At 50.0% G+C, this 26,391-nt stretch carries 20 protein-coding genes; 8 read left to right on the top strand and 12 right to left on the bottom strand.

Annotated features, from left to right (window positions below; translation table 11 throughout):
- Nucleotides 1-176 precede the first annotated feature (176 nt).
- Nucleotides 177-2,729 carry a DNA gyrase/topoisomerase IV subunit A gene (locus WBA89_RS26880; RefSeq protein ID WP_424410705.1) on the bottom strand — a complete coding sequence of 851 codons (2,553 nt, stop codon included), beginning with the start codon at nt 2,727-2,729 and terminating at the stop codon, nt 177-179.
- A 969-nt stretch (nt 2,730-3,698) separates the two neighbouring features.
- Between WBA89_RS26880 and WBA89_RS26875 the strand changes: the two genes are divergently transcribed.
- Complete coding sequence (locus tag WBA89_RS26875; protein WP_194063935.1) at nt 3,699-4,094, top strand: response regulator; 396 nt, start codon at nt 3,699-3,701, stop codon at nt 4,092-4,094.
- Nucleotides 4,095-4,217: 123 nt separating this feature from the next.
- On the opposite strand, the gene WBA89_RS26870 is transcribed toward WBA89_RS26875, so the two are convergent.
- From WBA89_RS26870 to rpoB, 5 genes are all read right to left on the bottom strand, one after another.
- Nucleotides 4,218-4,817, bottom strand: a complete 600-nt coding sequence (locus tag WBA89_RS26870) for a hypothetical protein (protein WP_424410704.1) — start codon at nt 4,815-4,817, stop codon at nt 4,218-4,220.
- A gap of 55 nt (nt 4,818-4,872) precedes the next feature.
- Nucleotides 4,873-9,024, bottom strand: coding sequence for a DNA-directed RNA polymerase subunit beta'' (locus WBA89_RS26865; protein WP_424410711.1), 4,152 nt, complete (start codon nt 9,022-9,024; stop codon nt 4,873-4,875).
- Nucleotides 9,025-9,332: 308 nt separating this feature from the next.
- Nucleotides 9,333-11,207, bottom strand: a complete 1,875-nt coding sequence (locus tag WBA89_RS26860) for a DNA-directed RNA polymerase subunit gamma (protein ID WP_424410703.1) — start codon at nt 11,205-11,207, stop codon at nt 9,333-9,335.
- A 137-nt stretch (nt 11,208-11,344) separates the two neighbouring features.
- Entirely contained in the window at nt 11,345-11,506 is a 162-nt protein-coding gene (locus WBA89_RS26855; protein ID WP_424410702.1) for a hypothetical protein, read from the bottom strand.
- Between the two features lie 158 nt (nt 11,507-11,664).
- Nucleotides 11,665-15,045 carry a DNA-directed RNA polymerase subunit beta gene (rpoB, locus tag WBA89_RS26850; RefSeq protein WP_424410701.1) on the bottom strand — a complete coding sequence of 1,127 codons (3,381 nt, stop codon included), beginning with the start codon at nt 15,043-15,045 and terminating at the stop codon, nt 11,665-11,667.
- A 357-nt stretch (nt 15,046-15,402) separates the two neighbouring features.
- On the opposite strand from rpoB, the gene WBA89_RS26845 reads away from it, so the two are divergent.
- Nucleotides 15,403-15,552, top strand: coding sequence for a hypothetical protein (locus WBA89_RS26845; RefSeq protein ID WP_424410700.1), 150 nt, complete (start codon nt 15,403-15,405; stop codon nt 15,550-15,552).
- 70 nt (nt 15,553-15,622) lie between these two features.
- On the opposite strand, the gene WBA89_RS26840 is transcribed toward WBA89_RS26845, so the two are convergent.
- Genes WBA89_RS26840 through rpsT form a run of 3 tightly spaced genes read right to left on the bottom strand, consistent with a single transcriptional unit; the run spans nt 15,623 to nt 17,137 of the window.
- Nucleotides 15,623-16,429, bottom strand: coding sequence for a TatD family hydrolase (locus tag WBA89_RS26840; RefSeq protein WP_424410699.1), 807 nt, complete (start codon nt 16,427-16,429; stop codon nt 15,623-15,625).
- The gene (locus tag WBA89_RS26835; protein ID WP_424410698.1) at nt 16,416-16,790 is read right to left on the bottom strand and encodes a hypothetical protein; all 375 of its coding nucleotides are present in this window, start codon (nt 16,788-16,790) and stop codon (nt 16,416-16,418) included. The genes WBA89_RS26840 and WBA89_RS26835 overlap by 14 nt, the downstream gene beginning before the upstream one ends.
- Nucleotides 16,791-16,837: 47 nt before the next feature.
- Nucleotides 16,838-17,137 (bottom strand): 30S ribosomal protein S20, encoded by a 300-nt coding sequence (gene rpsT, locus WBA89_RS26830; protein ID WP_424410697.1) that lies wholly within the window; start codon nt 17,135-17,137, stop codon nt 16,838-16,840.
- 965 nt (nt 17,138-18,102) lie between these two features.
- On the opposite strand from rpsT, the gene hisD reads away from it, so the two are divergent.
- Complete coding sequence (hisD, locus tag WBA89_RS26825) at nt 18,103-19,416, top strand: histidinol dehydrogenase (RefSeq protein WP_424410710.1); 1,314 nt, start codon at nt 18,103-18,105, stop codon at nt 19,414-19,416.
- Between the two features lie 212 nt (nt 19,417-19,628).
- Nucleotides 19,629-20,048, top strand: a complete 420-nt coding sequence (locus WBA89_RS26820; protein ID WP_424410709.1) for a universal stress protein — start codon at nt 19,629-19,631, stop codon at nt 20,046-20,048.
- 312 nt (nt 20,049-20,360) lie between these two features.
- On the opposite strand, the gene WBA89_RS26815 is transcribed toward WBA89_RS26820, so the two are convergent.
- A complete protein-coding gene (locus WBA89_RS26815) occupies nt 20,361-20,759 on the bottom strand; it encodes a hypothetical protein (protein WP_424410696.1) in 399 nt (132 codons plus the stop codon).
- 163 nt (nt 20,760-20,922) lie between these two features.
- Nucleotides 20,923-21,102 (bottom strand): hypothetical protein, encoded by a 180-nt coding sequence (locus WBA89_RS26810; RefSeq protein WP_424410695.1) that lies wholly within the window; start codon nt 21,100-21,102, stop codon nt 20,923-20,925.
- Between the two features lie 120 nt (nt 21,103-21,222).
- Here WBA89_RS26810 and chlP point away from each other — a divergent pair, with 120 nt between their 5' ends.
- Nucleotides 21,223-22,443 (top strand): geranylgeranyl reductase, encoded by a 1,221-nt coding sequence (gene chlP / locus WBA89_RS26805; protein WP_424410694.1) that lies wholly within the window; start codon nt 21,223-21,225, stop codon nt 22,441-22,443.
- A 321-nt stretch (nt 22,444-22,764) separates the two neighbouring features.
- Here the strand turns inward: chlP and WBA89_RS26800 are convergent, their stop codons facing one another.
- Nucleotides 22,765-23,307 (bottom strand): Dps family protein, encoded by a 543-nt coding sequence (locus WBA89_RS26800; RefSeq protein WP_424410693.1) that lies wholly within the window; start codon nt 23,305-23,307, stop codon nt 22,765-22,767.
- Between the two features lie 219 nt (nt 23,308-23,526).
- On the opposite strand from WBA89_RS26800, the gene WBA89_RS26795 reads away from it, so the two are divergent.
- The 3 genes from WBA89_RS26795 (at nt 23,527) to WBA89_RS26785 (ending at nt 26,081) form a co-directional block, all read left to right on the top strand.
- Nucleotides 23,527-23,799, top strand: coding sequence for an Asr1405/Asl0597 family protein (locus WBA89_RS26795; RefSeq protein ID WP_424410692.1), 273 nt, complete (start codon nt 23,527-23,529; stop codon nt 23,797-23,799).
- A gap of 140 nt (nt 23,800-23,939) precedes the next feature.
- On the top strand, nt 23,940-24,602 hold the full coding sequence (locus WBA89_RS26790; protein WP_424410691.1) for a (2Fe-2S) ferredoxin domain-containing protein: 663 nt from the start codon (nt 23,940-23,942) through the stop codon (nt 24,600-24,602).
- A 150-nt stretch (nt 24,603-24,752) separates the two neighbouring features.
- Nucleotides 24,753-26,081: a hypothetical protein gene (locus WBA89_RS26785; protein ID WP_424410690.1), complete on the top strand. Its 1,329-nt coding sequence runs from the start codon at nt 24,753-24,755 to the stop codon at nt 26,079-26,081.
- Nucleotides 26,082-26,391: the final 310 nt, after the last annotated feature.

The following is a 26,391-nucleotide window of genomic DNA, read 5'->3' as shown; positions in this document are numbered from 1 at the left end:
ATTTTATATTTTAGAGTTTAGAGTTTAGATTTTTAGAATTGGGAATTGGGGGAATTGGAGGCAGAGCCTCCAGGTATGTATTCCCAGGCAGAGCCTGGGAACAAGTCTTATGACTGTTGACTAATGACTGCGGACTAATGACTGATGACTAATGACTAATGACTAATGACTGCTGACTATTGACTGCTAATAACCTTAATAATTTTTTCACCGGGATTGAGGTCAAAAACTCGATCGCCCGGAGCACCTTTCCCCCAAAAAGCTATAGCATCAGTAGTCGATCGCAGCAAGCGGCCAGAAGTAGTAAAAAGTTTAACATCCGTACCCGGAACAGCTCGCAGCAAGCCAACCAAAGTATCTTTAGGTTCTGCGAAACGAAAAGCTTGAGTGCCAATTTCGCCGCGGTTAGTCAGTCTGACAGAACCTGCAGGCATTCGTTTAGCCCAACCCAACTCCGAAATTAACACCAGACTGTCTTCCGGGTCGATCGTCATAAAACCCACCAACTGTTCCTGCTTCCGCAACCTGGTTACTTGAGAACCCTGGGCGCTGCGGCCCATTGGCGGCAGTTGTTCGTTATCGACCTCAAACCGGAGGACTCGGCCTCCCGAAGTTGCGACGGCCACTTGCTCGCCGACTTTGCTCAGACTTGCGCGGAGGAGCCGATCGTCCTCCTTGAGTTTAACAACAGTAATGCCGCGATTAGTCAAATCGGCCAATTCCTGTACCGGCAAGCGTTTAATTTTGCCTTGCTGAGTCAGAGCGACCAACTCCGCCCCCTCCAAATTTTCTGGCAAAATAAAGTGTGCAACAGTAATTTCCGAAAAAGCGAGATCGGCACTATCTTTGGTAGCACTCGGGGATAACAAACCAACAATCGGCTTTCCCCGGTCTTTTCCGTTACTACTAGGAATATCAGCCACTTTCAGCGGGTAAGCTTTGCCGTTAGGAGTTAAGACTACCAAAGTGCGATCGGTTTTAGTCAGCTCTGCAGTCACAATAAAATCTTCATTTTTTTCTAAAGCTGAAACCGATTTTTCGCGACTTTTCGAGCGCGGGCGATCGTTAGCCGGCAAGCGCCGCACGTACTGCTTGTGCGAAAATTCAACAATTGTTTCTTCAGGCTCTAGAACCGGCAATAAGTTAGGCTGAATCGTTGCCGGCGATAACTGCTTGAGTCCAGAATTTTTCTTACCAGAAAATTGTGTGTCTGTCTTGGCCGCGCGTCCTGTTTCCCTAGCAAATTTAGTGCGGCGGGGGTCAGCGTACTTGCGTTTGAGCGATCGCAATTCCTTCTTCAAAGCCTTCAAAAGTTCGCGCCTGTCGCCCAACAACCGCTGCAATTCTTGAATATTTCCCGTCAACTCATCCAGTTCGGCTTGCAAATGTTGCCTTTCCAAACCAGTCAGCCGGCGCATCGGCATCGCCAAAATCGCATCAGATTGACTTTCGCTCAAATCGAGGCGAACTTGGAAAGTTTGCTTAGCAGTAGTACCATCAGGAGAATTTCTGAGAATGTCGATCGTCGTATCGAGATTTGTCAAAGCCAACATTAAGCCTTGGACAATGTGACACCGACGTTCTGCCACCTGCAACTCGTAATTGTAGCGCCTGGTGATCGTCACTTCTCGGAAATCCAGAAATTCCTGCAACAATTGTCTGAGCGTCAACTGTCGGGGTTGACCGTTGACAATTGCCAGCAAAATCGCACCAAAATTTGTTTGCAGGTCAGTTTGTTGGTAAAGACGAGCTAGCACCGCTTCGGGAGCAAATTCCCGCTTGAGTTCAATCACAACTCGAATGCCATCGCGATCGCTCTCATCGCGCAAATCAGAAATACCGTCGAGGCGGCCGGCATTCACCAAATCCGCCACCTTTTCAATCCAACTCGCCTTATTCACCTGAAACGGAAACTCCGTCACCACGATCGCCGTTTTAGTCCGCACCTTGCGATTACCAGGCACTTCTTCCACCCCAGCCACACCCCTGACCGCAATGCTGCCTCGACCCTTAGTGTAGGCATCAACAATGCCCTGTGTAGCGACGATTTCGCCTCCCGTCGGAAAATCCGGGCCCGGAATCAGTTCAATCAACTTCTCGTCTGAGACTTCGGGATTTTCAATCAAAGCAATTAAACCGTCTACCACCTCTCCCAAATTGTGCGGCGGAATATTAGTTGCCATCCCCACAGCAATCCCAGTACACCCATTGAGCAGCAGAAACGGCAACTGAGCCGGCAGTGCGGTGGGTTCCTGTTCGGAACTGTCAAAGTTAGCTGCAAAATCAACAGTTGCATCGCCGACTTGGGTTAGCATAGCTTCGTGGGCGATCGGTGCGAGCCTAGTTTCCGTGTAGCGCATCGCAGCAGCCGGGTCATTGTCCACCGAACCGAAATTGCCGTGTCCCGCCAGCAAAGGATAGCGGCTCGAAAACTCCTGAACCATCCGCACCAGAGCGTCGTAAACCGATTGGTCGCCGTGGGGGTGATATTTTCCCAAAACATCTCCAACCACCCGAGCGCACTTGCGGTAAGGTCGATCGGGCGTCAAACCGAGTTCGTGCATCGCGTACAAAATTCGACGGTGCACGGGTTTTAAACCGTCGCGGACATCAGGCAAAGCTCGCCCGACGATCACACTCATGGCATATTCGAGGTACGATTGCTGCATCTCGGCGTGCAGAGGCGTAGAAATTACTTGCCCGGAAAGTAGGTTTAGTTGTTTGGCCATGAGTCCTTGTGTCCGTTAATTCCTGAGTGAAGACAGCCTCTGTCAATAATGCTCAGGTTGCCTGTCTCGAATGAAAAGCGTTTGCTGGTGCTGCGAACCAAAAGTTCGACAAAACCGCCCAGCGGGAGGATAAAAATAAATTTAACAGGTTCAAGCACAATCAGAATGCCGAAGACGGGCAACACTTGCTTCTTGCTCTCAACTCTTACCTTAATCTCTATATTGCCGACCTTTGCGTCTACCTGTATTTACCGCCCGCCGCGAGAAGGTAGATTTACAGTCATGCTTTTCTGATAATCGCTCACAAATGCCGATCGTGAAAAATTCAGCAGTCAAAAGCTCTCCTCGTGATATTCTAATCTGACCTGTGCCTGATGAACCGAAGCGTCAATTTTTCAAGTCGTGTCGATCGCCCGCAACGCCAGAATTGAGAATCCGCAACAATCCCCGGTATGTTCGCTACTCCGAATGCTGCAGCGGGAGTAGATGAATAAACATTGCTTTATTCTAAGAACAGGAAATAAAATAATTGTCACACCTCCCCGACTCTCAGTCGCAGGCTTGACCCAAAGACAGAATACTAAAAACCGGCAAAGTAAGTCGGCGCCGGTCGCGCGCAACTATGCAAACAATCGTAAAGTATCCACAATGCCCTCTAGCAGAACTCGTCAGCTTTGTTTACATACTGTTACATGGTTCTGTTTAATCCCGCCGGCGTACTTGCTCAGGAATCTTGAGACGATCGTCAGTGTCAGGTTTAGTTGCAAAAAACCACTAAACTGTCTCGCAGCCTTGCAGGCGGTACACAAAGCCTTGCATTCTATGCGTGGGGTAGTTGACAAGTATTGCAAACACATTCACAAAAAAGATGGTTATTCGTATGCAACCTAAGTGCTGCCCATTCTTTCCTCCCACCTCCCCGGTGCTGAGTACAGCGCCTTTGAAGGTGGTATTTAGGAGAGCGCAAAGATGAAAACCGTTCTGATTGTAGAGGACGATTTGGTTAATGCTCGAGTTTTTTCTAAAATTCTGACTAAGCGGGGTGGCTTAGCGGTTAAGCACACAGAAAATGTTGAAGAGGTGATGCAGATTGCTGCTTCAGGGGAAGCTGATTTAATTTTAATGGATGTGTCTCTTTCGCGCAGCGTTTACCAGGGAAAAGCTGTTGACGGCATTAAGATTACTCAAATGCTGAAAGCAGACCCGCAAACGGCCTCGCTGCCGATTATTTTGGTAACAGCTCACGCGATGGCCGGTGACAGAGAAACTTTTCTGAATCAAAGCGGTGCGGACGGTTACATCTCTAAACCCGTAGTAGACCATCAAGAGTTTGTCGCTCAGATCAAGGCTTTGCTCCCCGAGTGAGCAATATAGCCTTTCTCAGAAAGATGAGGTGCTCTCGCGGGCAGCGGGCCGAAGAGCATCGGGCATAGGGCATAGGGCATTGGGCCTAAAAGCATCGGGCATACCTCACCTTTGTGAGAACCGCTATATACCAAATCCGGGGAATGTAGCAATCCTAAATGATTGGCAAAATTTTGCGCGGTAGTGCCTTTCTTTGTCTAGCCCCGATCGATCGGGGCTCTTCAATGGCGAATTTCCCCTGCATTGAATTAGAGAAATGATATCAATTCCGGTTGCACTCATACCGGAATTGTTGACTGTTGACTGTTGATTGTTGACTGTTGATTGTTGACTGTTGACTGTTGACTGTTGATTGTTGGCTGTTGACTGTTGATTGTTGATTGTTGATTGTTGACTGTTGACTGTTGACTGCTGACTGTTGACTGCTGACTGTTGATTGTTGACTGTTGATTGTTGGCGGGTCGAAAAACTGAATGGTTGAGTATTAACTGTTGACTCAATTTTATGATTTCGATGCAACCGGAAACGATATGGTGAGAGGATTACTATGTTAACAACTAACAGCAAATTTGCAGTTAGTTGTTGGCAGCAGGCAGTAGCTAATTGGTAGTTGGCAGTAGCTAATAACAACAGATTTCCTGCTTTCCTCACATTTGGCATTAAGCATTTGCTAATAAAAGCTAACAACTGCTTTCCTAACATTTGCCAACTGCCAACTGCCAACTGCCAACTACCAACTCACAACTAACAACTAACAACAACCGCAAGAAACTAACAATTAGTCGTCGTCCTCATCGAAATCGAAACCGATATCGTCATCCTCATCAGCCAAAACTCCCAAAGAATCATCAGTCGGACCGACCAAATCGTCCTCATCAACCTCAACTTCCTCAAAATCTTCATCAGCCTCAATGTCAGAAGCAGATCCGATCTCGAAACCGCTCTCGATCGTATATTTGCGGCGCGCAGTACGGTCATCAAGTACCACATCCTCCTGCAAATCCTGGAAATCGTCGTCAAACACCGCACCCTCAAAACCGGCATCCTGAACGCTGGCATCTTCGTAGGCGTTGAAGCCGGTACCGGCGGGAATCAGGCGTCCGATAATTACGTTTTCCTTGAGGCCGCGCAGCCAGTCGGACTTGCCTTCGATTGCCGCCTCAGTCAGCACCCGCGTAGTTTCTTGGAAGGAAGCTGCGGAGATAAAGCTGTCGGTATTGAGCGAAGCTTTAGTAATTCCCAACAGCACCGGAGTGTAGTCGGCGGGCGCTCCTCCGGTAATTGACATGGCTTCGTTGACCTGCTCTACCTGGCGCAGTTCGACCAGTTCTCCGGGGAGCATGGTAGTGTCGCCGCCGTCCTCCATCCGCACCTTGTTGGTCATCTGCCGCACGATCACTTCGATGTGCTTGTCAGAAATATCTACGCCCTGAGACTGATAGACAGACTGCACCTCGTTGACCAAGAAAGTCTGCACCTGCTGGAAACTCTCCAAAGCAGCCTCAAAAGTCGGTTGGCGCTCTTTGAGAACGTGGAAAAACACTTCCAGAATTTCGTGAGGGTTTGCAGGCCCGTCAGTCAGAGATTCGGCGACGCCTACCCGCTGTCCGTCAGAAACGATCGGATTTTGACCGGGTAACAAAGGATACTCCTCAATGCGGCCGTCATCTTCAATCACGGCTAATTCGACAACATCGTCATCGGCTGCGATCCTAGCGGTGCCGGGTCGCTTTGCCAAAACACAAGCTTCTTTGGGCTTGCGGGCTTCGAGCAATTCTTCGATGCGGGGTAAACCTTGAATAATGTCCCCGGTTTTGGCTCGCTCGAACACCAAAATCACCAAGTTGTCTCCGCGCTGCACTAAGTCGCCGTCGTCTACGTGCAGCACTGCACCTGCCGAAACCCGGTAAGGGCGGGCTATCCTGAGTACAATTTTGGCAGGTTCGCCGTCGGAAGAGGGTATGACTTTCACGACTTGACCGGACTCTTCGAGGGTGATTCCGGGAGCAACCTCAGTACCGGCCACTAGCAGTTGACCGGGACTCAAGTTGGGGGCAACTGGGACTTGCACAGAAATAGAATCGGCATCCCGCATCACTAGGAGGCGGCGCACGGGTTCGCTGTGTCCTTCGCGGATGCCTCGGACAATGCCGGCTTCTTTGCAGAGAATCTCTGTGCGGGCAACTACTGCTCCCGGAGCGATCGACAGTCCGTCCTCGACCAACAAGCGGGTCTGAGTGCTGCCCTGAGTAGGATCTGCGGATACGTCGCGCCGAATTACTAGCGATTCCAAAATCACTAACTGCAAGCGGAAAGTTTTGGAAACTGGTGAGGCTTCATCGCCTTCAGCTAGTGCCAATTCTTCAGAACTGGGAACATCGGCGGTACCCCAAGCGGGGCCGGAACCGTCTGCTCCAAAAGCTACAGCATCGTCTTCGTCGGGCAGCAGTTCGATATCTGCGGCCAATTGCGGAGCACCGGAACCGATTTCTAAAATAAGCTGAGTCCGCAGCAGTTCGAGTCCTTCGACTGACTTGACGCGCTCTCCGTCTTTGTAGGGCAAGCGCTGCACTGCTTTGAGGGAAATCGACTCGTTGAGGGCTGTTTGGGAAGGTACGGGCGGTTTGTCGGGTACGGGAAATTCTATGACGGGACGCAGCAGCAAGGCGGGACCTTCGGGAGTTTCGACATATTCGGCATAGCCGAGTTCCTCGGCAATCAAGCCGGGGAAGATTTCTTGACCGGCGCTGACAATTTGACCTTCGGTTTGCGAAAGCGGCGGGCGGTCAACTGCGTGCAGGGTGCCGGGTTTGATGACTATTTCGCGCAAGATGTCATTTTTCTGAGTAACTTCGACTACACCGCTGGTTTGGCAGAAAATATCTTTGACTACTTCTGTACCGGCTTCGACGTACTGGCCGTCTTCGACGATCAATAGGCCGATATCTTTGTTGACTTCGTGGCATTCTTCAGGTATCCACAGCAGGGTGCCGCCCTTGATGACTTCGAGTCCTTGTTTGGCTTTGCCGCGCTTTTGAACTTCGACGCCGGCGTATTTGACGATGCCTCCGGTAGCGGTGCGGTAGGTGTCGTCGATCAGTTCGGCGACGACTTCGCCGTTGATGACTTTGCTTCCTGGTGTGGTTTTGAGAGAGAACCGCTGGTTGGAGGCAGTTTCGATCGTGTAGTGGTCTCGGCCGCCGGTACTTTCGGCTCGGACGACAGCTTGGTCGAGCAACACTTGGGCTGTGATGATTTCGATTTCTCGCTCGTCGGCGATGCGGACTACGCCGCCGTGTTCGGAGATGAGTTTGGTTTCGGCGATGACGCTGTTGGCGGGAATTCTGGAACCGTTTTTGACGGCGGGTTCGGCGCCGGGGGGTAAGTTGTAGACTTCTCCTGAAAGTATCCAAACCAGTCCGCCGCGGCTGGCGGTGCGGGTGGTGTTGCCTTGGCGGTCAGTTTTTTCTTCGGGCACGATGTCGGCAAATTTGGCTTCGCCCGCCAAATCTGAAGCTACGTCGGTAGTGACTTTTTCGGTAGTTTTGCGGGCGGCGCGTCCGAGGATGGGTACTTCTGCCAATATTTGACCTTGGAGGGCGCTTTGTCCGTCGCGGGCCATGACTGTAGAACCGATCGCGATCGCCAGTTCAATTTTGAGTTTCTGATTTTTGGCCCCGGATTTGCCTTCCTCGAAACCCTCGCCCTCCAATACGAGTTTGCCGTTATTTTCGGCTACTAGGGCTTCTTCGCCGTGTCTGGTGCGGAAGGAACGGGTTCGCAAGTTTTTGAATTTGACCGTACCGGCAAAAGGTGCGCGTTCTTGTTTGGCGACTTCTCCGGTAAACACGCCGCCTGTGTGGAAAGTACGCATGGTGAGCTGGGTTCCGGGTTCGCCGATCGACTGAGCGGCAATAATCCCGATCGCCTCGCCCATATCCACCATTTTCAGGTGGGCCAGACTCCAGCCGTAGCAGCACTGACAAACTGAACGGGTGGCTTCGCAGGTTAGGGGCGATCGTAAATACACTTCGGCTACGCCCGACGCACCAATTGCCTCGGCCAGTTCTTCAGTAATCGGCTGGTTGCGGAGAGCTCTTTCTTTCCCGAAGGTCACAACTTCTCCGGTTTTGGGGTGTACCGCATCTCGAGCTAACACTCGCCCCAACAGCCGGTCTTTCAGGGGAATCAGTACAGTAGCCCCGTCAGTCATCGGCCGCACCCGAATCCCCCGCTGAGTGCCGCATTCCACCTCGCGGACAATTACGTCTTGGGACACATCTACCAACCTACGAGTTAAGTAGCCAGAGTCCGCAGTGCGGAGGGCGGTATCGACTAAACCTTTGCGGGCACCGTAGGAAGAAATAATGTATTCGGTGACGGTGAGGCCTTCGCGGAAGTTAGTTTTGATGGGCAAGTCGATGATTTCGCCTTGGGGGTCTGCCATGAGACCGCGCATCCCTACGAGTTGGCGGACTTGGGAAATGTTGCCCCGGGCACCGGAGAAAGCCATCATGTAGACGGAGTTGAGCGGGTCGGTGGCGCGGAAGTTTTTGACTACTTCGTCTTTGAGGTCTTCTGAGGTGCTGTTCCAGGTGTCGATTACTTTTTGGAAGCGTTCGACTTCGGTGATTTCGCCCCTGGTGTACCGCTGTTCTGTGATGCGGATTTCTTCTTCGGCAGAGTCGAGCAACTGTCTCTTGATCGGCGGCACCTGCAAATCGTCCACGCTGATGCTGACCCCCGCTCGCGTTGCGAAACGGAAACCCAAGTCTTTGAGTTTGTCTGCCATTTGAGCCGTCCGCGCCGTTCCGTACTGCATGAACGACCAAGAAATTAACTTTTTGAGCTGACCTTTGTCAACAACTCGATTGCGAAAAACAATTTCTTTATTTTCTTTCTTTTCTGTCATTTTTCTGCTGTTAGTAATTGGAAAATTAGTCAGTTGGCAGTTGGCAGTTGGCAGTAGTCAGTTGTTAGTTGTTATTGGTTAGTTGTTATTGGTTAGTTGTTATTGGTTAGTTGTTATTGGTTAGTTGTTATTGGTTAGTTGTTATTGGTTAGTTGTTATTGGTTAGTTGTTATTGGTTAGTTGTTACTTGCTACGAATTCCCAATTCCCAATTCTCAATTCCCAATAACAACTAACAAATAACAAATAAATAACAAATAACAACTGCCAACTAACAAATAACAACTGCCAACTAGCAACTGACAACTGACAACTGACAACTGACCACTAATTGTTAATTACCGATTCGATCGTTTGGTGATAGATAATCCGACCTGCAGTAGTGCGAATAAACTGATTGAGCAAATTGCCCTCTCCGTCTTCCCGAATCCGGCGGAACTTGTATTCTTTCGTCACAATACCGTCAGTCGATCGTTCCACCTTTAGCGGCTCTCCCTCCGCTTCCACATTTTCGATCGCGCCTTGAAATCTCACCCACACATAAGAGTGCAAATCAACGATTCCTTGTTCGTAAGCTACCACCGCATCAGTAAAATTAGAGAAATAGCGACCCGCCCCTTTTTGAGCGTCAAGATTTTCCGCTGTCAAGTAATAGCAACCGAGCACCATATCTTGAGAAGGAGTCACAATCGGTCTTCCCGTTGCCGGCGACATAATGTTGTTAGAAGCCAACATCAGCAAGCGAGCTTCCGCCTGAGATTCCAGAGACAAAGGCACGTGTACCGCCATTTGGTCGCCGTCAAAGTCAGCATTAAAAGCCGGACAGACTAGCGGGTGAAGCTGAATCGCCCTCCCGTCTACCAAAATCGGCTCAAAAGCTTGAATCCCCAAACGGTGCAGCGTCGGCGCTCTGTTGAGCATCACGGGATGCCCCTCAATCACCTCCTGAAGCACCTCCCAGACACTCGGATCGTTGCGCTGGATCAGTTTTTTCGCAGCCTTGATGTTGTTGACCAACCCTTGACGGATCAAGCGGTGGATGACAAAAGGCTGGAAAAGTTCGATCGCCATTTCCCTCGGCAAACCGCACTGGTGAATCTTCAGTTTCGGCCCCACCACAATCACCGAACGCCCCGAATAGTCAACCCGTTTCCCCAGCAAGTTTTGCCGGAAGCGACCTTGTTTCCCTTCAATAATGTCCGACAGCGACTTCAGCGGGCGGTTGTTTGCGCCCACCACAGTCCGGCCCCGGCGGCCGTTATCAATCAGCGCATCCACAGCTTCTTGCAACATCCGCTTTTCGTTGCGGATGATAATCTCCGGCGCTAGGATTTCTTGCAGTCTCGCCAAGCGGTTGTTGCGGTTGATGACTCTCCGATAAAGGTCGTTGAGGTCGCTCGTTGCAAAACGCCCGCCGTCTAGCTGCACCATCGGCCGCAAGTCCGGGGGAATCACCGGAATCACATTGAGCACCATCCAATCGGGATGAGAACCCGTAGCGATAAAGTTGTCAATTACCCGCAAGCGTTTAATTAACTTCGCGCGTTTTTGACCTTTAGCATTAGCAATATCTTCGCGCAGCTTTTCCGCCTCGCTTTCTAGGGGAATATTTTGCAGCAAAACTTGCAAAGCTTCAGCACCTATCCCTACTTCTACGCCGGTCAGCGTAGAATCTTCGCTATAAAGTTCGTCTTCTATTTCCAGCCAAGCATCTTCTGTCAGCAATTGCTTGTATTGCAGTTTTTCAGCATTACCAGCATTCAGGACAACGTAGGCATTGAAATAGACAATTTGTTCGACATCTCGCAGGGGCATATCTAACAAAATTGCCATGTAACTCGGAATGCCTTTGAGATACCAAACGTGAGCCACTGGAGCCGCTAATTTGATAAATCCCATCCGGTGGCGGCGAACGCGAGACTCAGTGACTTCAACACCGCATCTCTCGCAAACAATGCCTCTGTGACGAACTCTTTTGTACTTGCCGCAATGACATTCCCAATCTTTTGCTGGGCCAAAAATGCGCTCGCAAAACAACCCGTCCATTTCCGGTTTTAATGTGCGGTAGTTAATCGTCTCAGGTTTGACGATTTCGCCCACCATCTGACCGTTGGGCAAAGTTCTTTCTCCCCACTGTCGAATTCTTTCTGGTGAAGCTAACCCAATCTTTACGTAATCAAATCGCTGTTCTATTTTAGGCATTCTTGACTCCAGTCGATGATTGACTTGAAATTATTTGCTGCAATTTGTGTTTTTTGAGCGGTTTTCCGACTAAATCAATGTCAAACTCCTTCATCTGTCACATATTTTTAATGTCGCCGATGGCACTTCTGGATACTTCAAATTCCTGACCAAATGTGCCTGGTTAGCACAGCTTCAATTTTGCCATCAATCCGCACGGGCCCGCAACCGTTTTTCAACTTACTGCTTTGCCAGTTAATACAGTCTGTCGCCCGATCGGATTCTCCTTCAAATTTGGGAATAACTGTTACAATACTCATGTCACCGCCTCTCCTTGTTAGAGCGTTGATTCGCCTCAGCAGTGTTCGTACCACTGTTGAGGCATTTTCATGCAAGATTGTCAATTTTCGCATTGCAGAATTGAATACTGTCAAACAATTTGAAAATTTCAAATCTGCAATGCGAAAATGGCAAATCCCTAATCCTCGTCTTCGTTGTGAGAAAGCGATTCGTAAGTAGGTCGGGAGGGCGATCGCCTGCCGCCAACATCGGCCATCAAATCCACCTCAACGTGCTCGGAACCTTCTTCAGAAGTATTGACTTTGTGCACGGCAATGTCCAGACACAAAGATTGCAACTCCCGCATCAGCACTTTGAATGATTCCGGGGTTCCGGGCCGGGGGATGGCTTTGCCTTTGACGATCGCATTTAGCGCTTCATTCCGGCCCTGCATATCGTCGGACTTGACTGTCAGCAACTCCTGCAAGGTGTAAGCGCAGCCGAAGGCTTCCAGGGCCCAGACTTCCATTTCCCCGAACCGCTGGCCGCCCTGCTGGGCTTTGCCACCGAGGGGCTGCTGCGTAACCAGAGAGTAGGGGCCGGTGCTGCGGGCGTGGATTTTGTCGTCTACCAAGTGAACGAGTTTGAGCATATAGGCGATGCCGACTGTGACGGGGCGATCGAATGCTTCCCCAGTGCGGCCGTCGTAAACTATGGTCTTGCCGGGGTGTTTTTCGTTGAAGACCCAAGGTTTGCCAGTTTTTTCCCGCGCCTCCTCTAATTTGCCGTGAACGGTTTCCCGCGACTTTTCGGCGCCGTGCATTTCGTCAAACGGCACCATCTTGAACCGCATCGACAGATTTTCGCCAGCCCAGCCCAGCAAGCACTCGAAAATTTGACCGACGTTCATCCGCGACGGTACGCCCAAGGGGTTGAGCACGATGTCGATCGGCGTGCCGTCGGGCAAGTAGGGCATATCTTCCTTCGGCAGAATCCGGGAGACGATGCCTTTGTTGCCGTGGCGGCCGGCCATTTTGTCGCCGACTTGAATCTTGCGCTTTTGGGCGACGTAGACGCGGACTACCATGTTCGCGCCGGGGGGGAGTTCGTCTCCTTGTTCGCGGGTAAACACGCGCACGTCTACAACGCGGCCTTTTTCGCCGTTGGGAACCCGAAGCGAGTTATCCCGCACGTCGCGGGCTTTTTCGCCGAAGATTGCTCTGAGCAGTTTTTCTTCCGGCGGTTGGTCGGATTCGCCTTTGGGGGTGACTTTCCCTACCAAGATATCGCTGGCTTCTACCCAAGCGCCTTTGCGGATGATGCCTTGTTCGTCTAGCTGGCGCAGGGCATCTTCGCCGACGTTGGGGATTTCGCGGGTGATTTCTTCTGGGCCTAGTTTAGTTTGGCGGGCTTCGATTTCGTATTTCTCGATGTGGATGCTGGTGTATACGTCTTCGTACACCAATCGCTCGCTAATGAGCATTGCGTCTTCGTAGTTGTATCCTTCCCAGGGCATATAAGCTACTAAGATGTTATGACCTAGGGCGAGTTCTGCGCCTTCGGTGGAGGAACCGTCGGCGAGGACTTGACCTGCTACGACGCGATCGCCCTCGTAGATTAGGGGGCGCTGGTTGAGGCAGGTATCTTGGTTCGATCGCTGGTATTTTTGCAGTTCGTGTTCGATGCAGCCCGCGTATTTTTGCTTCCAAACCGAGGGCTGTTTGGTTTTGAGTTCGTCGTATTCGCGAATCAGGAAATGCTCTTCGCTGGAATTCGACTCGGCATCTGCCGCCAGGGGCTTGACAATAATCCGGGTTGCGTCGATGTATATGACTTCGCCGTCAATCCGAGAAACTACCACCATCCCGGAATCTCGCGCTGCCTGAGCTTCCAAACCAGTACCCACGAGGGGCCGTTCGGGTTTGAGCAGCGGCACGGCTTGGCGCTGCATATTCGAGCCCATCAGGGCGCGGTTGGCGTCGTCGTGTTCCAGGAAGGGAATCAGCGATGTGGCGACGGAGACGATTTGGACTGGGGAAATCGCCATGTAGTCCACCTGCATTGGCGTGGTGGTGGTGAATTCTTGGCGGTAGCGGACGGCTACGGTTTCGCCCAAAAGGTTGTTGTTTTCGTCGAGGCTGATGTCTCCGGGGGCGACGCGCAAATCGTCTTCTTCATCGGCTGTCATGTAGATGGGGGCTTTGTCGCGCAGCACCTGTCCTTTTTCTACTGGGTAGAACGGTGTTTCGATGAAGCCGTAGGGGTTGACGCGGGCGTGGGTTGCCAGGGAACCGATCAGTCCGGCGTTGGGGCCTTCCGGTGTTTCGATCGGGCAAATCCGACCGTAGTGGGACGGGTGGATGTCCCGCACTGCGAAACCTGCGCGTTCGCGGGTCAAGCCTCCGGGGCCGAGGGCCGAGAGGCGGCGTTTGTGGGTCAGTTCTGCCAGCGGGTTGGTCTGATCCATGAACTGGGATAGCTGGGAGGAACCGAAAAATTCCTTGATTGCTGCTACCAAAGGTTTGGGGTTGACCAGGGAGGCGGGGGTGAGGGAATCTGCATCGGATACGGTCATCCGTTCGCGGATGATCCGTTCTAGACGGTTGAGCCCGACTCTGACTTGGTTTTGCAGCAGTTCGCCGACGCTTCTGACGCGGCGGTTGCCTAAGTGGTCGATGTCATCTGTTGAGCCGATGTCGAATTCCAGGTTTATAAGATAGTCGATCGCCGTCAAGATATCTTGCGATGTCAGCACCCGCACGGTGTCGGGGACTGTCAACCGCAGTTTTTTGTTGAGTTTGTAGCGCCCTACTTTGCCCAAATCGTAGCGTTTGGGGTCGAAAAAGCGGGAGTTGAGGAGCTGTTCTCCTCCGGCGACGGTGGGGGGTTCGCCCGGTCGCAGCTTGCGGTAGAGCTCCATCAAAGCTTCTTCTTCGCCGAACTGTCCTTCTTTTTCGATCGTTTTTTGGAAGTATTCGGGATGGCGCAGGCTGTCGTAGATTTCGCCGTCGGTGAGTCCGAGGGCTTTGAGGAGGACTTGGGCCGATAGTTTGCGGGTTTTGTCGATCCTGACCCAGACTAAATCGTTTTTGTCGGTCTCGAATTTCAGCCACGCGCCGCGGTTGGGGATGAGAGAGGCGTTGTAGGTGCGGCGGCCGTTTTTGTCGGTTTCCGATTTGTAGTACACGCCGGGCGATCGGACAATTTGATTCACAATCACCCGTTCGGCCCCGTTGATAATAAACGTGCCGCGTTCTGTCATCAGTGGCAAGTCGCCGATGAAAACTTCTTGTTCTTTGATTTCGCCTGTTTCTTTGTTGATCAAGCGGGTGGGTACGTACATTTGCACCGAGTAGGTGCTGTCCCGGCGCTTGGCTTCGTCTACGTCGTATTTCGGGCGCTTGAGTTTGAAGTCTTTGCCCATGAAGTGCAGTTCTAGCTTGCCCGTGTAGTCGGAGATCGGAGAAAAGCTATCGAGTTCTTCGATCAGTCCGGCTTCTAGGAACCAGCGAAAACTTGCCCGCTGGATTTCGATTAAGTCGGGCAAGGTGAAGGCGAATTCTGTGTAATCTTTGGTCATGGGTCTCCTTTTTCCGCAGTGGCTTTAGCTTTTTACATGGCGCCAAGGCTTGGCGTTTTTACTTTCTTGTGTTTTTTTGATGGATTGTGTGAGAGAATGTATATGATATTTTCGATCGCGTTCGGACTCTTGCAACGGTTATTTGTGCGGGTTGCTCGCATTCGTTCTGTGCGGATTTACGCTTGATTGAGATGTTTTTAGAACCGATATTTTGCTGTTTCAGGGTAAACTCCCCATACATTCGACTCCTCAAATTGACTCGAAAGCTATTGCCAAATTACTGAGGTTCCAAGTGTCTCCCTGTCTGTAAGTTTTACTGTGTAAGGAAAGAGTTTCTGCTGGAAGTTTTGGCGAGCGTTGGGACGGCGTGCTGGCCCGATTGCTGGCAGTTCGCCGACTGCTGCGATCGCGGGGATAGTCAGCCAAAGCTCGATCGGTTGGTTCTATTATTATAGGACGCAAATTCGATCGCGTGCCGTCAACGTCAAAGGAATCGAGCGAGGCTGAATCCGGTTTTTAGGGCAAACAAAATATAGATGAGATTACCCCTTACCCCGAAGGCTTGCCTCTAAATCGATTAGTTTTCCTCGTTTCCTTGCTCTATAGCGAGTGAAAGGCCGAATAGCTGACAGGCATTTTCTGTTGTCTGCCGCGACAAAGTTAAGAGAGAAACTCCTCTCAATTTAGCAACTTGCTCGGCTACGTAGTATACGTAAGCTGGTTCGTTGCGTTTTCCCCGCTGGGGTGCGGGGGCGAGAAAAGGGCAATCTGTCTCAACTAAGATGCGATCGCTACTTACCATACAAGCTGATTCTTGTATTTGCAAGGCTTTTTTAAAGGTGACTGTGCCGCTAAAACTGATGTAGAAACCCAAGTCTAAAAACCACTGGGTTTCTTCTGGGGTACCTCCCCAGCAGTGCATCACCCCGCGCACCGGGCCGCGTGTTTCCCAAAAGTTCCGCAGCATTTCGGCCATTGGGGCGGCAGCGTCGCGACAGTGAATAATGACTGGTTTGTCAAGTTCCCTGGCGATTTCAAGCTGTGCTTCAAACACTTTAAACTGGTGTTCGCGATCGTCAGCTTTAAAAAAGTCCAGTCCGGTTTCGCCGATCGCCACTACCCTAGAGTCAGAACCGGCTAATTCCCTAATCAGGCTTGCAGTTTCGTCTTTCCACTTAGCCGCATCTAGGGGATGGAGCCCAACCGCAAAAGAGACTTCTGAAAACCGATCGGCGATTGCTTGAATTGAGGCGAACTCTGCCGGCTCCACACAAGAATGAACTAGCCGAACCACACCAGCTTCGCGCCAGCGTTGTCGAATAGTTTCTAATTCAGACTTGTAAGTCTCAAAGTTGATATGAACGTGAGTGTCAATGAGCTGCATGGGGGAAGCAGATTAGATTTGATACCAGAGCATCCGAGTTGTTGACGGGAGAGTGGGGGATGGGGAGAAGGGGAGATGGGGAGATGGGGAGAGTGGGAGAGTGGGAGAGTGGGAGAGTGGGAGAATGGGAGAGTGGGGGATGGGGAGAGTGGGGGATGGGAGAGTGAGGAAGTAGGAAAAATTCTCTTTCTTCCTTCTTCCGACGGACATCCGTTACATCCGTTACATCCCGTACATTGCTCGTTGCCGAACTTCCTTCTTCCTTCTTCCGACGGACATCCGTTACATCCCGTACATTGCTCGTTGCCGAACTTCCTTCTTCCTGATGACGTTGGACGTTCGATAGGGGGGGGGACAGCACTAATGACTGATGACTGATGACTAATGACTAATGACTAATGACTTCTCTTAGGATGCTACCTGTGTTTCGTGGGGCTTGAGGGTTCTTGCCAAGCGGGACTTTTTGCGATCGCCGTTGTTGCGGTGGAGTACACCTTTTTTGACAGCTTTGTCAATTTTGCTGTAAGCCTCTGACATCCGCTGCTGGACTTCTTGCATTGATTCAGGACTCGGACTTGCGGCGTACTTGTCAACGGCTGCAAAATACTTCTTCATCAAAGTTTTGACCGCTGACTTGTAAGACTTGTTGTACAAGCGGTTGCGCTCGGCTATTTTGACTCGTTTGACTGCGGACTTAATATTTGCCATAGTTCTGTTGCTGGAATTAGGTATTCATTGATACACCCCCGTCTCGAAACTGTATCGAGACACGGGAATTTTGCGGGACAAGCTTTTCGGGAGCGAGCCGCAAAAAGCTTGATTTTGGAAGGCTGAGCCTGTCGATTTGAGATTTAGTCTGCAAATGAATCTGGGAGCAGGAACTCTTAGTCTAAACTCTGCTTGGGATATTTGCGATTCGCGACACGACTCTTGTCGGGGGCTTCCGTTTTTGGGCGGGTCAGACAGCCAATACCGCTAGCTCAGATTGAACTGAGTCTGTGGCTACTTTTGAGCGACGCAATAATTTTTTATTGACTCATTTAACTGCCAATTTTCTACTCCTGACAATACACAAAGGCACGGTACAGGTGTTGGGGATGCGTGTTGCGGGGTTTCCAGCGTCACGAGTTAAAGTCACGATTTCTTGCGCGCAATTTTCAATTATACAATAATTTGGCGTTTTTTTATAAAAACGATCGCGTGTTGGAAAAACTAATATAGCATCTATTCTGTTTAAAATCGCATTCCCGGAAAAATCCAAGTTAAGATATAACAAAGAATACGGGTTGTTTGGGCTTCGGCAAGAAGCGCTCATCGAAGCAAGAAGGAAGAAGCCAGAAGCCAGAGGGAAAAAAAAGGAAGAAGCCAGAAGCTTGAGGGAAAAAATTCCCCTACTCTCCCCTCCTCTTGTTTCCCCCTCTCTCTCTCCCTCTTCCTTCTGGCTGCGTACCCGGTTCTGTGGCGAGCAATTTCTAAGGAAGGTTGTGGCTTGTCCTCAGTGTTGCAAAATCCCGACAGAGATTTAAACGCTGCACTGAAGCCTTTGAAAATGCCGCGAGTCTGGCAGTTTAAGCTTGTGGACTGGTGGTGGCATACTTTCCCAGGATATAGCCACAAAAATCCCCAATTGTCAAGCAAATGTTAGTGAAATATTGACGGCATTCCTAATCTCCATGCTGCGAATTATTACTCAGTGGGTTGAGGCACAAGCTGAACTGCGACGAATCTGCGATCGCACCCATGACGAACTTGTTGTTCACAAAGAAGCCACCGTGCGGGAGGTGCTGCAAGCTGTAAGGCGCAGAGGCGATTGGGCCCTGCTGCACTACACTGCTGAATTCGATCGCGTGACCTTAAATGCGGAAGATTTGCGGGTCAGCGGCGCCGAATTGGATGCTGCTTACCAGCAGGTATCGAAAGAATTATTAAATGCTATCCGCACGGCTTGCAAACAGGTAGAGGCGTTTCACCGACAGCGCGTTCCCAAGTCTTGGGTGCAGTTCGGTGATGACGAGGTTGTTTTGGGCAAGCGCTACACACCGGTCGATCGCGCGGGAATTTACATTCCTGGCGGTCAAGCGTCCTATCCGAGCTCGGTAATCATGAATGCGGTACCTGCGAAAGTCGCCAAGGTTCCGAGAGTGGTGATGTGTACTCCCCCCGGACAGGAGAAGAAAATGAATCCTGCGGTGCTTGTAGCGGCTCAGGAAGCGGGAGTTGATGAGATTTATCGGGTGGGCGGGGCGCAGGCAATCGCAGCTTTGGCCTACGGTACGGAAAGTATTTCCAAGGTGGATTTAATCACCGGGCCGGGGAATATCTACGTGACGCTAGCGAAAAAACTGGTTTATGGAACTGTGGGGATCGATTCTCTGGCGGGGCCCTCGGAGGTGCTGATTATTGCTGATAGTTCGGCGAATCCGGTACACGTAGCTGCGGATATGTTGGCGCAAGCCGAACACGATTCGATGGCGTCGGCGATTTTGCTGACGGCGGATTCGGTGCTGGCGAGAAAGGTGGTGGCTGAGGTAGACAGACAGTTGGTAAATCACCCGCGCCGGATTTTGACGGAAAAGGCGATCGTCAATTACGGTTTAGTTGTAGTAGTTGATTCTCTGAAGGCGGCGGCGGAACTGTCTAACGAGTTTGCTCCCGAACACTTGGAATTGCAAGTGACAGAGCCCTGGGATTTGCTCGATCACATTCGCCACGCTGGGGCGATTTTCTTGGGCTTGTCTACGCCGGAAGCTGTGGGCGATTATTTGGCGGGCCCGAATCACACTTTGCCGACTTCTGGGGCGGCGCGCTACGCTTCGCCGCTGGGGGTGGAAACTTTTATGAAGCATTCGAGTTTGATTGAATATTCGCCGAGGGCGCTGAAGAAGATGAGTAAGGCGATTGATGTGTTGGCCAAAGCTGAGGGTTTGCCTTCTCATGCTGATTCGGTGCGGTTGCGGACTGAAAATGAGGGAAAGGGTGAATTTTAGATGGTAAAGTTGAGATTGGCGATCGGGATTTACGCAATTCGGGCTTAAAAAACCCGGTTTCTTCCAATATCTTGCTTAAATGACGCAATTATGTTAGGAAACCGGGTTTCTGTGTTGGTAATGATGATGGGCCCGGTAGCGCGAAGTTGTGGAAAGTAGCCGATAATTAACGCGAAGTCTAAAGTCTAATATCTGAGATTTAAAGGTGCATTATATTGAATAGTATTTTGGTGGCGATCGACAATTCTGATTTGGCAGTAAAGGTTTTGCAAGCTGTGGGGCAATTTCAGCTAAAACCGACGGCTAAGGTGATTTTAGTTCATGTGGTGACTTCTGGTATTTCGGAATTCGATCGGGAGGTCGATCGACCTCACGCTCAGGGAAATGAGATTGCTTACCGAGAAGTGGAGAAGTTACTGCAATCTTATCAGGAAAAGTTGCCTTGCCAGAGCGAGTTGGAGATTGTTTCGGGGGAAGCTGCCCAAGAGATTTTGCGTTTGGCGAATATTTATAAAGCGGATTTAATTGCGATCGGCTGTCGGGGTTTGACTGGTGTCAAGCGAATTTTGGCAGGTTCGGTGAGTGCTGAGGTTGTGGCTGAGGCTCCTTGTTCGGTGTTGGTTGTGCGATAGAGGTAGGGGCGGTAAATCAAAGAGTCGATCGCGTTTACCTCAACCAACATACGTATTCTACTAATAGATTGCGAGATAAAATTTCGGAAAATATATCTAGTTTTGTATAGATAAATGTTTTGAAGTTGCCGAATTGGCGATCGATGATTGAAACAGAAGTCGGTTATACCAATTTCATAAAATGCCGCTACAAATACGAGTTCTGCCGAACGAAGTTCGATGTCTGAAATAGATTTACTAACTGTAGCAATATTTTATGAAATTGGTATAAAAAATTGGGAATTTTGCCTAGTTTAGTAGAAAGTCTATTTCCTACTTCCCCTTTCCCTTGCCCTTCCCCGCCAAAAACTCCCGCAGCCGCAACAAACTAGCCGTTTGTCCCAAATTCAGCGGCAGCAGCGACACACCCTCCAACCGAGACTGCACCCAACCGTCGCCCCAATACCACTCGTGAAATCCGTCAATTCCCTGACTCAATAACAGCCGCAGACAGTTTGACTCAGCAATGTCCACATAGTGCTGCACCGCTACCGGGCCAATCCAACTCGTGAAAGTCAATTCGCGATCGAGCATTTCCGGCAAACCCTTAGAAAACTGCTGAGGCCACAGCCACTGCTGCAACTGCACAGGACGCAGCAAGCTGTCTCTAATCGCCGTTTCCGAAGCTTCAATCTCGATCCGCAGGCTGCTTTGTTGAAAATTACCGAACATAAGAATTTTAGATATGAGTCGAACTATCCTTAATGTAACTTATTGCATTGGTTCTCACCGAGTATCCCGATCGGACATCACATCAAGCTAGAGCCCGGGGCGGGTTTATGAGATTGTTAGTTTTAGGCGTAGATGGTTGGTAAAACCCGCCCCTACAGGTATTTTATGGTGCATCGCTGTGAAAAGTTCGATCGCGCCTTGCAGATTGTCGCTCGCGACGCACCCGACAGTGTTTGCTGCAAGATGTTCGATCGCACACCATCATCCATCTGCCTTCATCTACCAGGAAAGATTTAATAAGTTCGATCGCATTTACCCTCCCAAACCCAATTTTCGTATCCAATTGTTAAGCTCTGTTTCATTTCATTTAAATCTCCCGTTCTTACCCCACAGCCAAGAAACTCCGTGATACCATCACATCTGACTGAGTAAATACTTATAGAAAAAACTGGGGAGAAAAGCTTTGACACTACGGGTTGCAGTTGTGGGCTCAGGGCCGGCCGGTTCTTCCGCCGCCGAAACACTGGTAAAAGCAGGCATCGAAACTTATTTATTCGAGCGCAAATTAGACAACGCAAAACCCTGCGGTGGGGCGATTCCCCTGTGCATGGTCAGCGAATTTGACTTGCCACAAAGTATTATTGACCGTCAAGTCAGAAAAATGAAAATGATTTCCCCCTCCAATGTCGAGGTGGACATCAATATCGAAAATGCTGACGAATACATCGGTATGTGCCGCCGGGAAGTGCTCGACGGCTTTATGCGCGATCGCGCTGCTTCCTTGGGTGCCAAACTAATTAACGGCACCGTACACAAATTAGAGATTCCCGGCAACAACACCGACCCTTACATTCTCCACTACGCCGACCACTCCAACGGCACCGCCGTGGGAACTCAGAAAACTCTGAAAGTGGATTTGGTAATCGGGGCTGACGGCGCTAACTCCCGCGTAGCCAAGGCGATTGATGCAGGCGACTACAATTATGCGATCGCCTTCCAAGAACGCATCCGCCTGCCGGAAGATAAAATGGCTTACTACCACGACTTAGCCGAAATGTACGTGGGCGATGACGTGTCTACCGATTTCTACGCTTGGGTGTTCCCCAAATACGACCACGTAGCCGTCGGTACCGGCACGATGAAAGTCAATCAAGCCAGCATCAAAAAACTGCAAGCAGGCATCCGCGCCCGCGCTGCCAAAAGACTCATGGGCGGTGAGATTATTAAAGTGGAAGCCCACCCCATCCCGGAACATCCGCGTCCCCGCCGGGTTGTCGGCCGAGTTGCTCTCGTAGGCGATGCCGCCGGTTACGTTACCAAGTCTTCGGGCGAAGGAATTTATTTTGCTGCGAAATCCGGCCGGATGTGCGCCGAAACGATTGTCGAGATTTCTCAGCAGGGTACGCGCATTCCTACGGAACAGGAAATCAAGCTTTATCTGAAGCGGTGGGATAAGGCTTACGGGATTACTTACAAAGTGCTTGACATTTTGCAGCGCGTGTTCTACCGTTCGGATGCTACCCGCGAAGCTTTTGTGGAAATGTGTGCCGATCGCGATGTGCAGAAACTCACATTCGATAGCTACTTGTATAAGACAGTAGTACCGGCCAATCCTTTCATCCAAATGAAGATTACCGCCAAAACCATTGGTAGTTTGCTGCGCGGCAATGCTTTAGCGCCTTAATCCCCTGGGATCAACGCACTTTGTATAAAAAAAGCGGAGATCCCCCCTAGCCCCCCTTAAGAAGGGGGGGACAGGAGTATTCTCAAAGTTCCGCTTTGATGGGGGGGCAGGAATATTCTCAAAGTCCCCCTTCTTAAGGGGGATTTAGGGGGATCGAGACTCGATGATGAGCGAGATTTATCAAGGCTTTCAGGCTTCAGTTGACAGCAATGAGCAGTGCTGTGTCAAAGATAAGCTGCTCAATCTGAAATCCCCTCCAAATTTTGAATTTGGAGGGGATTTTAAACTTTTTTCCGATTTAGGGAAATTCCTTTTTTCGGGTTAGTTCAAGTTCGACTGCACCAAGCTGTCGGGGGCGAGGAAGTGGGAAATGTGATAAGCTCGCTCTTCTGTTTTTAGCAGGATTTTTTCGTAGAGGTAGCGCGTAGCTCGATCGCCCAAACTTTCTGCTTGTCCTGCTTGACGGCGCAGCAAACCGATGATAGCTTGTTCTGCCGTCAAATCGTGTTCCAGCATTTGGCGGCACGAATACACGCCGTCGGCTTCCGGCTCGAAACAGCACAACTCAGCTAATTTGCTAAAACTAGCCGCCGGTATGCCGCCCAACCCGTTCAACCGTTCGCCCAACTCGTGGACGCTATCTTGAGCATCTCCGTAGCTTTCTTGAAAAAATTGGTGCAAGGAGTAAAATTCTGCCCCTTCTACCACAAAATGATGTTTTTGATATTGCAGGTGTAGAGCCTGAAAACTGGCCAGCAGCGCGTTCATCCCTTCACAAATCGGTGCTGTGACTGAATGTTCCAGTAGAATAGGGTTTTCGGCTATGTGGCCAAACGGTCTCAATGCACTCTGAATCTCGGCCATCTGTGTTCTCCTCTCAATAGGCAGTTTTGTTGCCAATAGATTCAGTGTAGCACCCTAAATTTACCAGTCAAGCAGGGTCTGCCTCGATAGTGGAAGAGTTTGTACAGTAAAAAAAAATTTCCAAAATCTATTGAGAATAATTTGCAGTTGCGCTATCCTGTAAAAAGATGCTCGTTCTGAATGCTTCCTGAAAAGGAGGTCGATCGAGAGCAAAAATTAATGCAAATCATTATTGTTGCAAAAAAAATGAACCCAGCAGATCCAGAATTAGAAGTTTGTGACATCGTGCAAGTCAGTTGGCTAGACAGATGGCAAGTTTACCAACGCTTGCAAGAACTAGAAATTCCCTGCTGGTGCGGAGTTGACCAGCCTTTGCGGGCAAAAATTAGCACCGCCAAACAAGCTGCTCAACTCGCAAGCGTTTTGAGGCAATTGAGCGCTCCGCGGCGCGAACTGGTGCAGTTGCTGGAGTGCTGCTGGCAAATCGGGTAAAGCCCGAAGGAAGAAGGAAGACGTCCGAGGGAAGAAGTAAAAATAATAATGATGCGATTTAACGCATAAATACATTCACTAACGACGTTTTTGTCAAGTTCGATAATTTTCACTGAACAGTCAATCAAGGAGTTATAACAATGTATAAATCTGGCAAGCAAGTTTCCGAGTTCAACTTAGAGGGAGAAATCCTCAGCCTAGTTATTGAAGATGGCTGCAAACTTAAATATTTGCGGATTCGTAACGATCGCAAAGTAGAATACCTCGTGAAACTTCACAAGGAATTGCGGTCATTTTTAGCGCCTGTTTTGACACCTGGATTGAAAGTGAAAGTTACAGGCGAGCGAGAACTTAATTTAAAAAACGGTAAAATAAAACTGAAAGCTCGCAGTCTGACGCTGGCTGGGGGTAACAAAGATAGATTGCCCGAACAGCAAGACTTTACGAGTGTGCCTGGTGAGATTGTGACATCCGACGATCGCGCCATCGGCAAAACCGAAGCCAGCATTCCACAGACAGATAAAACTGTAAAAGCTCGCGCCAAAACTCAAACCAAAATATTAGTATGTCAAAAATCCGACTGCCAAAAACGCGGTGCCGCAACAGTCTGTAAAGCTTTAGAAAATGCTTTGAATGCGCGGGGTTTAGAAGAAGAAGTGACAGTTCAGGGTACCGGATGTCTCAAACAGTGCAAAGCTGGCCCAAATATAGTTGTGATGCCAGATAAAACTCGCTACAGCCGCATTGCACCAGCAGAGGTTCCAGCAATTATTGACAAACATTTTGCAGTTGCTAAGGTTTAGCCGATCGGGCACAACGGGAGAGGGAGACTGGGAGAATTTGGCTGCTGACTGACGATCGATTATTAATAATTGATCGCTGGGGGCTTTTTTTTGGATAATCTATAAGGATAGACTGTTTCAAAGACCCTGTGACTATTGGGATAAAAAGCCATGTCAGAAGCTGATCTTCGAGCTAATCAGCATCAACCGTACCCTGCTGTTCAATCGGATGCCGAACCATTGCAGTCAAATTTTGCCGCTGCTGGGGGTTTTGAGCCGATCGCCCCCCCTGCCACAACTACTCCTGCGGTTCCCCAACAGCCAGAAGAAGACTGGCAAACATTAGATTTTCCCAACGCGCTCAGCGTAGATGCCATTCCCACAACAGCAGAAACAAAAAATTTGCAATCTCTGACACAGCCTCCCGAAGCGGGAACACCGCCGATTTCAGAGAACCTCAAAAATCTGCTCGGTAATGCCGAACAGCGTCAGGCCAAAGGATCGACCCCAGTAACCCTGATGCAAGCGCTTCACGAATGCAACCGCGACCTTTTGCAGCGCATCGCCCAGCTAGAAACAGCGCTCGAAGAGTCCCAAAAAAACTGGCAGCATCGCGAAGCCTTGCTAGAAAAGCAGACTGCTGAACTCGAAAACACTCAAGAACAATTGACGCGGCTGTTTGCCAAAGTGGAAGTTTCCCATCAAACCCTCCAGAGTCAAGAAATTTTAGTGGAGAGTTTAAGAAATAAGTTAGCAAGCAGCCAAACCAGGCTAGCGATTGTTGAGCGGGAATGTGCGTCTACCGTGCAGCGCTACAACGAACAGTTTCATCAGCTAGTAGCCACAGAAAATATTTGCCGAGAATTACGATCGCGCTTGCACCGCCAGCAGCGCCACACTTTGCAATTCAAAGCGGCTTTGGAAAGAAGTTTGGAGATGCCGCAGAAGCCGCCGAATATCGAGCCGCCTGACAGTGGGGACGATTTGGCGCACAAGCAATTAGAATCGTTGCTGGCGACGGTCAAAAACTCTCAAGTTCCGCTGCCGCCAGCCTTTAACGCTTCTCCTGTCAAACCTTGGTCAGAGCCCGAAGAGCATCCAGATGTAGCGCCTGTTGAAGATGCGATCGACACTGAACCCACGGCCAATCAGGAACTCAACAAGTTAGCCCAAGTATCCGGCCTTCAATTGCAGGAGAGCGAAACCTACCGGACTCAGGAGACTGTAACTGAGTCGGAGGTGGCGGTGGAGGAACCGGAATTACCGATAACTGAGTCTGAACCAGAAACTGCTGCTGTCAAATCGGGCAGCGAAGAATTGGCCAGGGCGGTTCAAATTTTGAATTCTGTGGAAACCTTTGGTATTCAAGAAGGGCGATCGAGTGAAGCCACGCCTACAGCAATCGCGCAACCAGACTGGCTGACTTTGATTGCTAGTCCGCTGCGGGCTGCTAAAAAACGTCGATCGCTAGCTGAAATTGAATTGCCGAGTTTTCGATAGTTAATTTAATGCGGTTAACTGTTAACTGTTACTTGTTACTTGTTACTTGTTACTTGTTAACAGTTAATTTACTATTCCGATGCTAACATATTTGATATAATTGGTGATTGCACAGATTTACCAATTATATCGTTTCCGGTTGCATCGGAATGATTTAACCGCAGAGAACACAGAGTACACAGAGTCCGAGAATATATATCTGAATCATTCCGATGCTACCGGATTTGATATTACCCAAAATACAGGAAATACGGTTTCAGCTTGGGATAATATCACGGGCGATCGATTACCGCTACAAAACAGTTTGTAG

This window comes from Microcoleus sp. (genome assembly GCF_049646505.1).
Classification (GTDB): domain Bacteria; phylum Cyanobacteriota; class Cyanobacteriia; order Cyanobacteriales; family Microcoleaceae; genus Microcoleus.
Note: the sequence above shows the minus strand (reverse complement) of the source record. Positions and strands in the feature narration are given on the sequence as shown.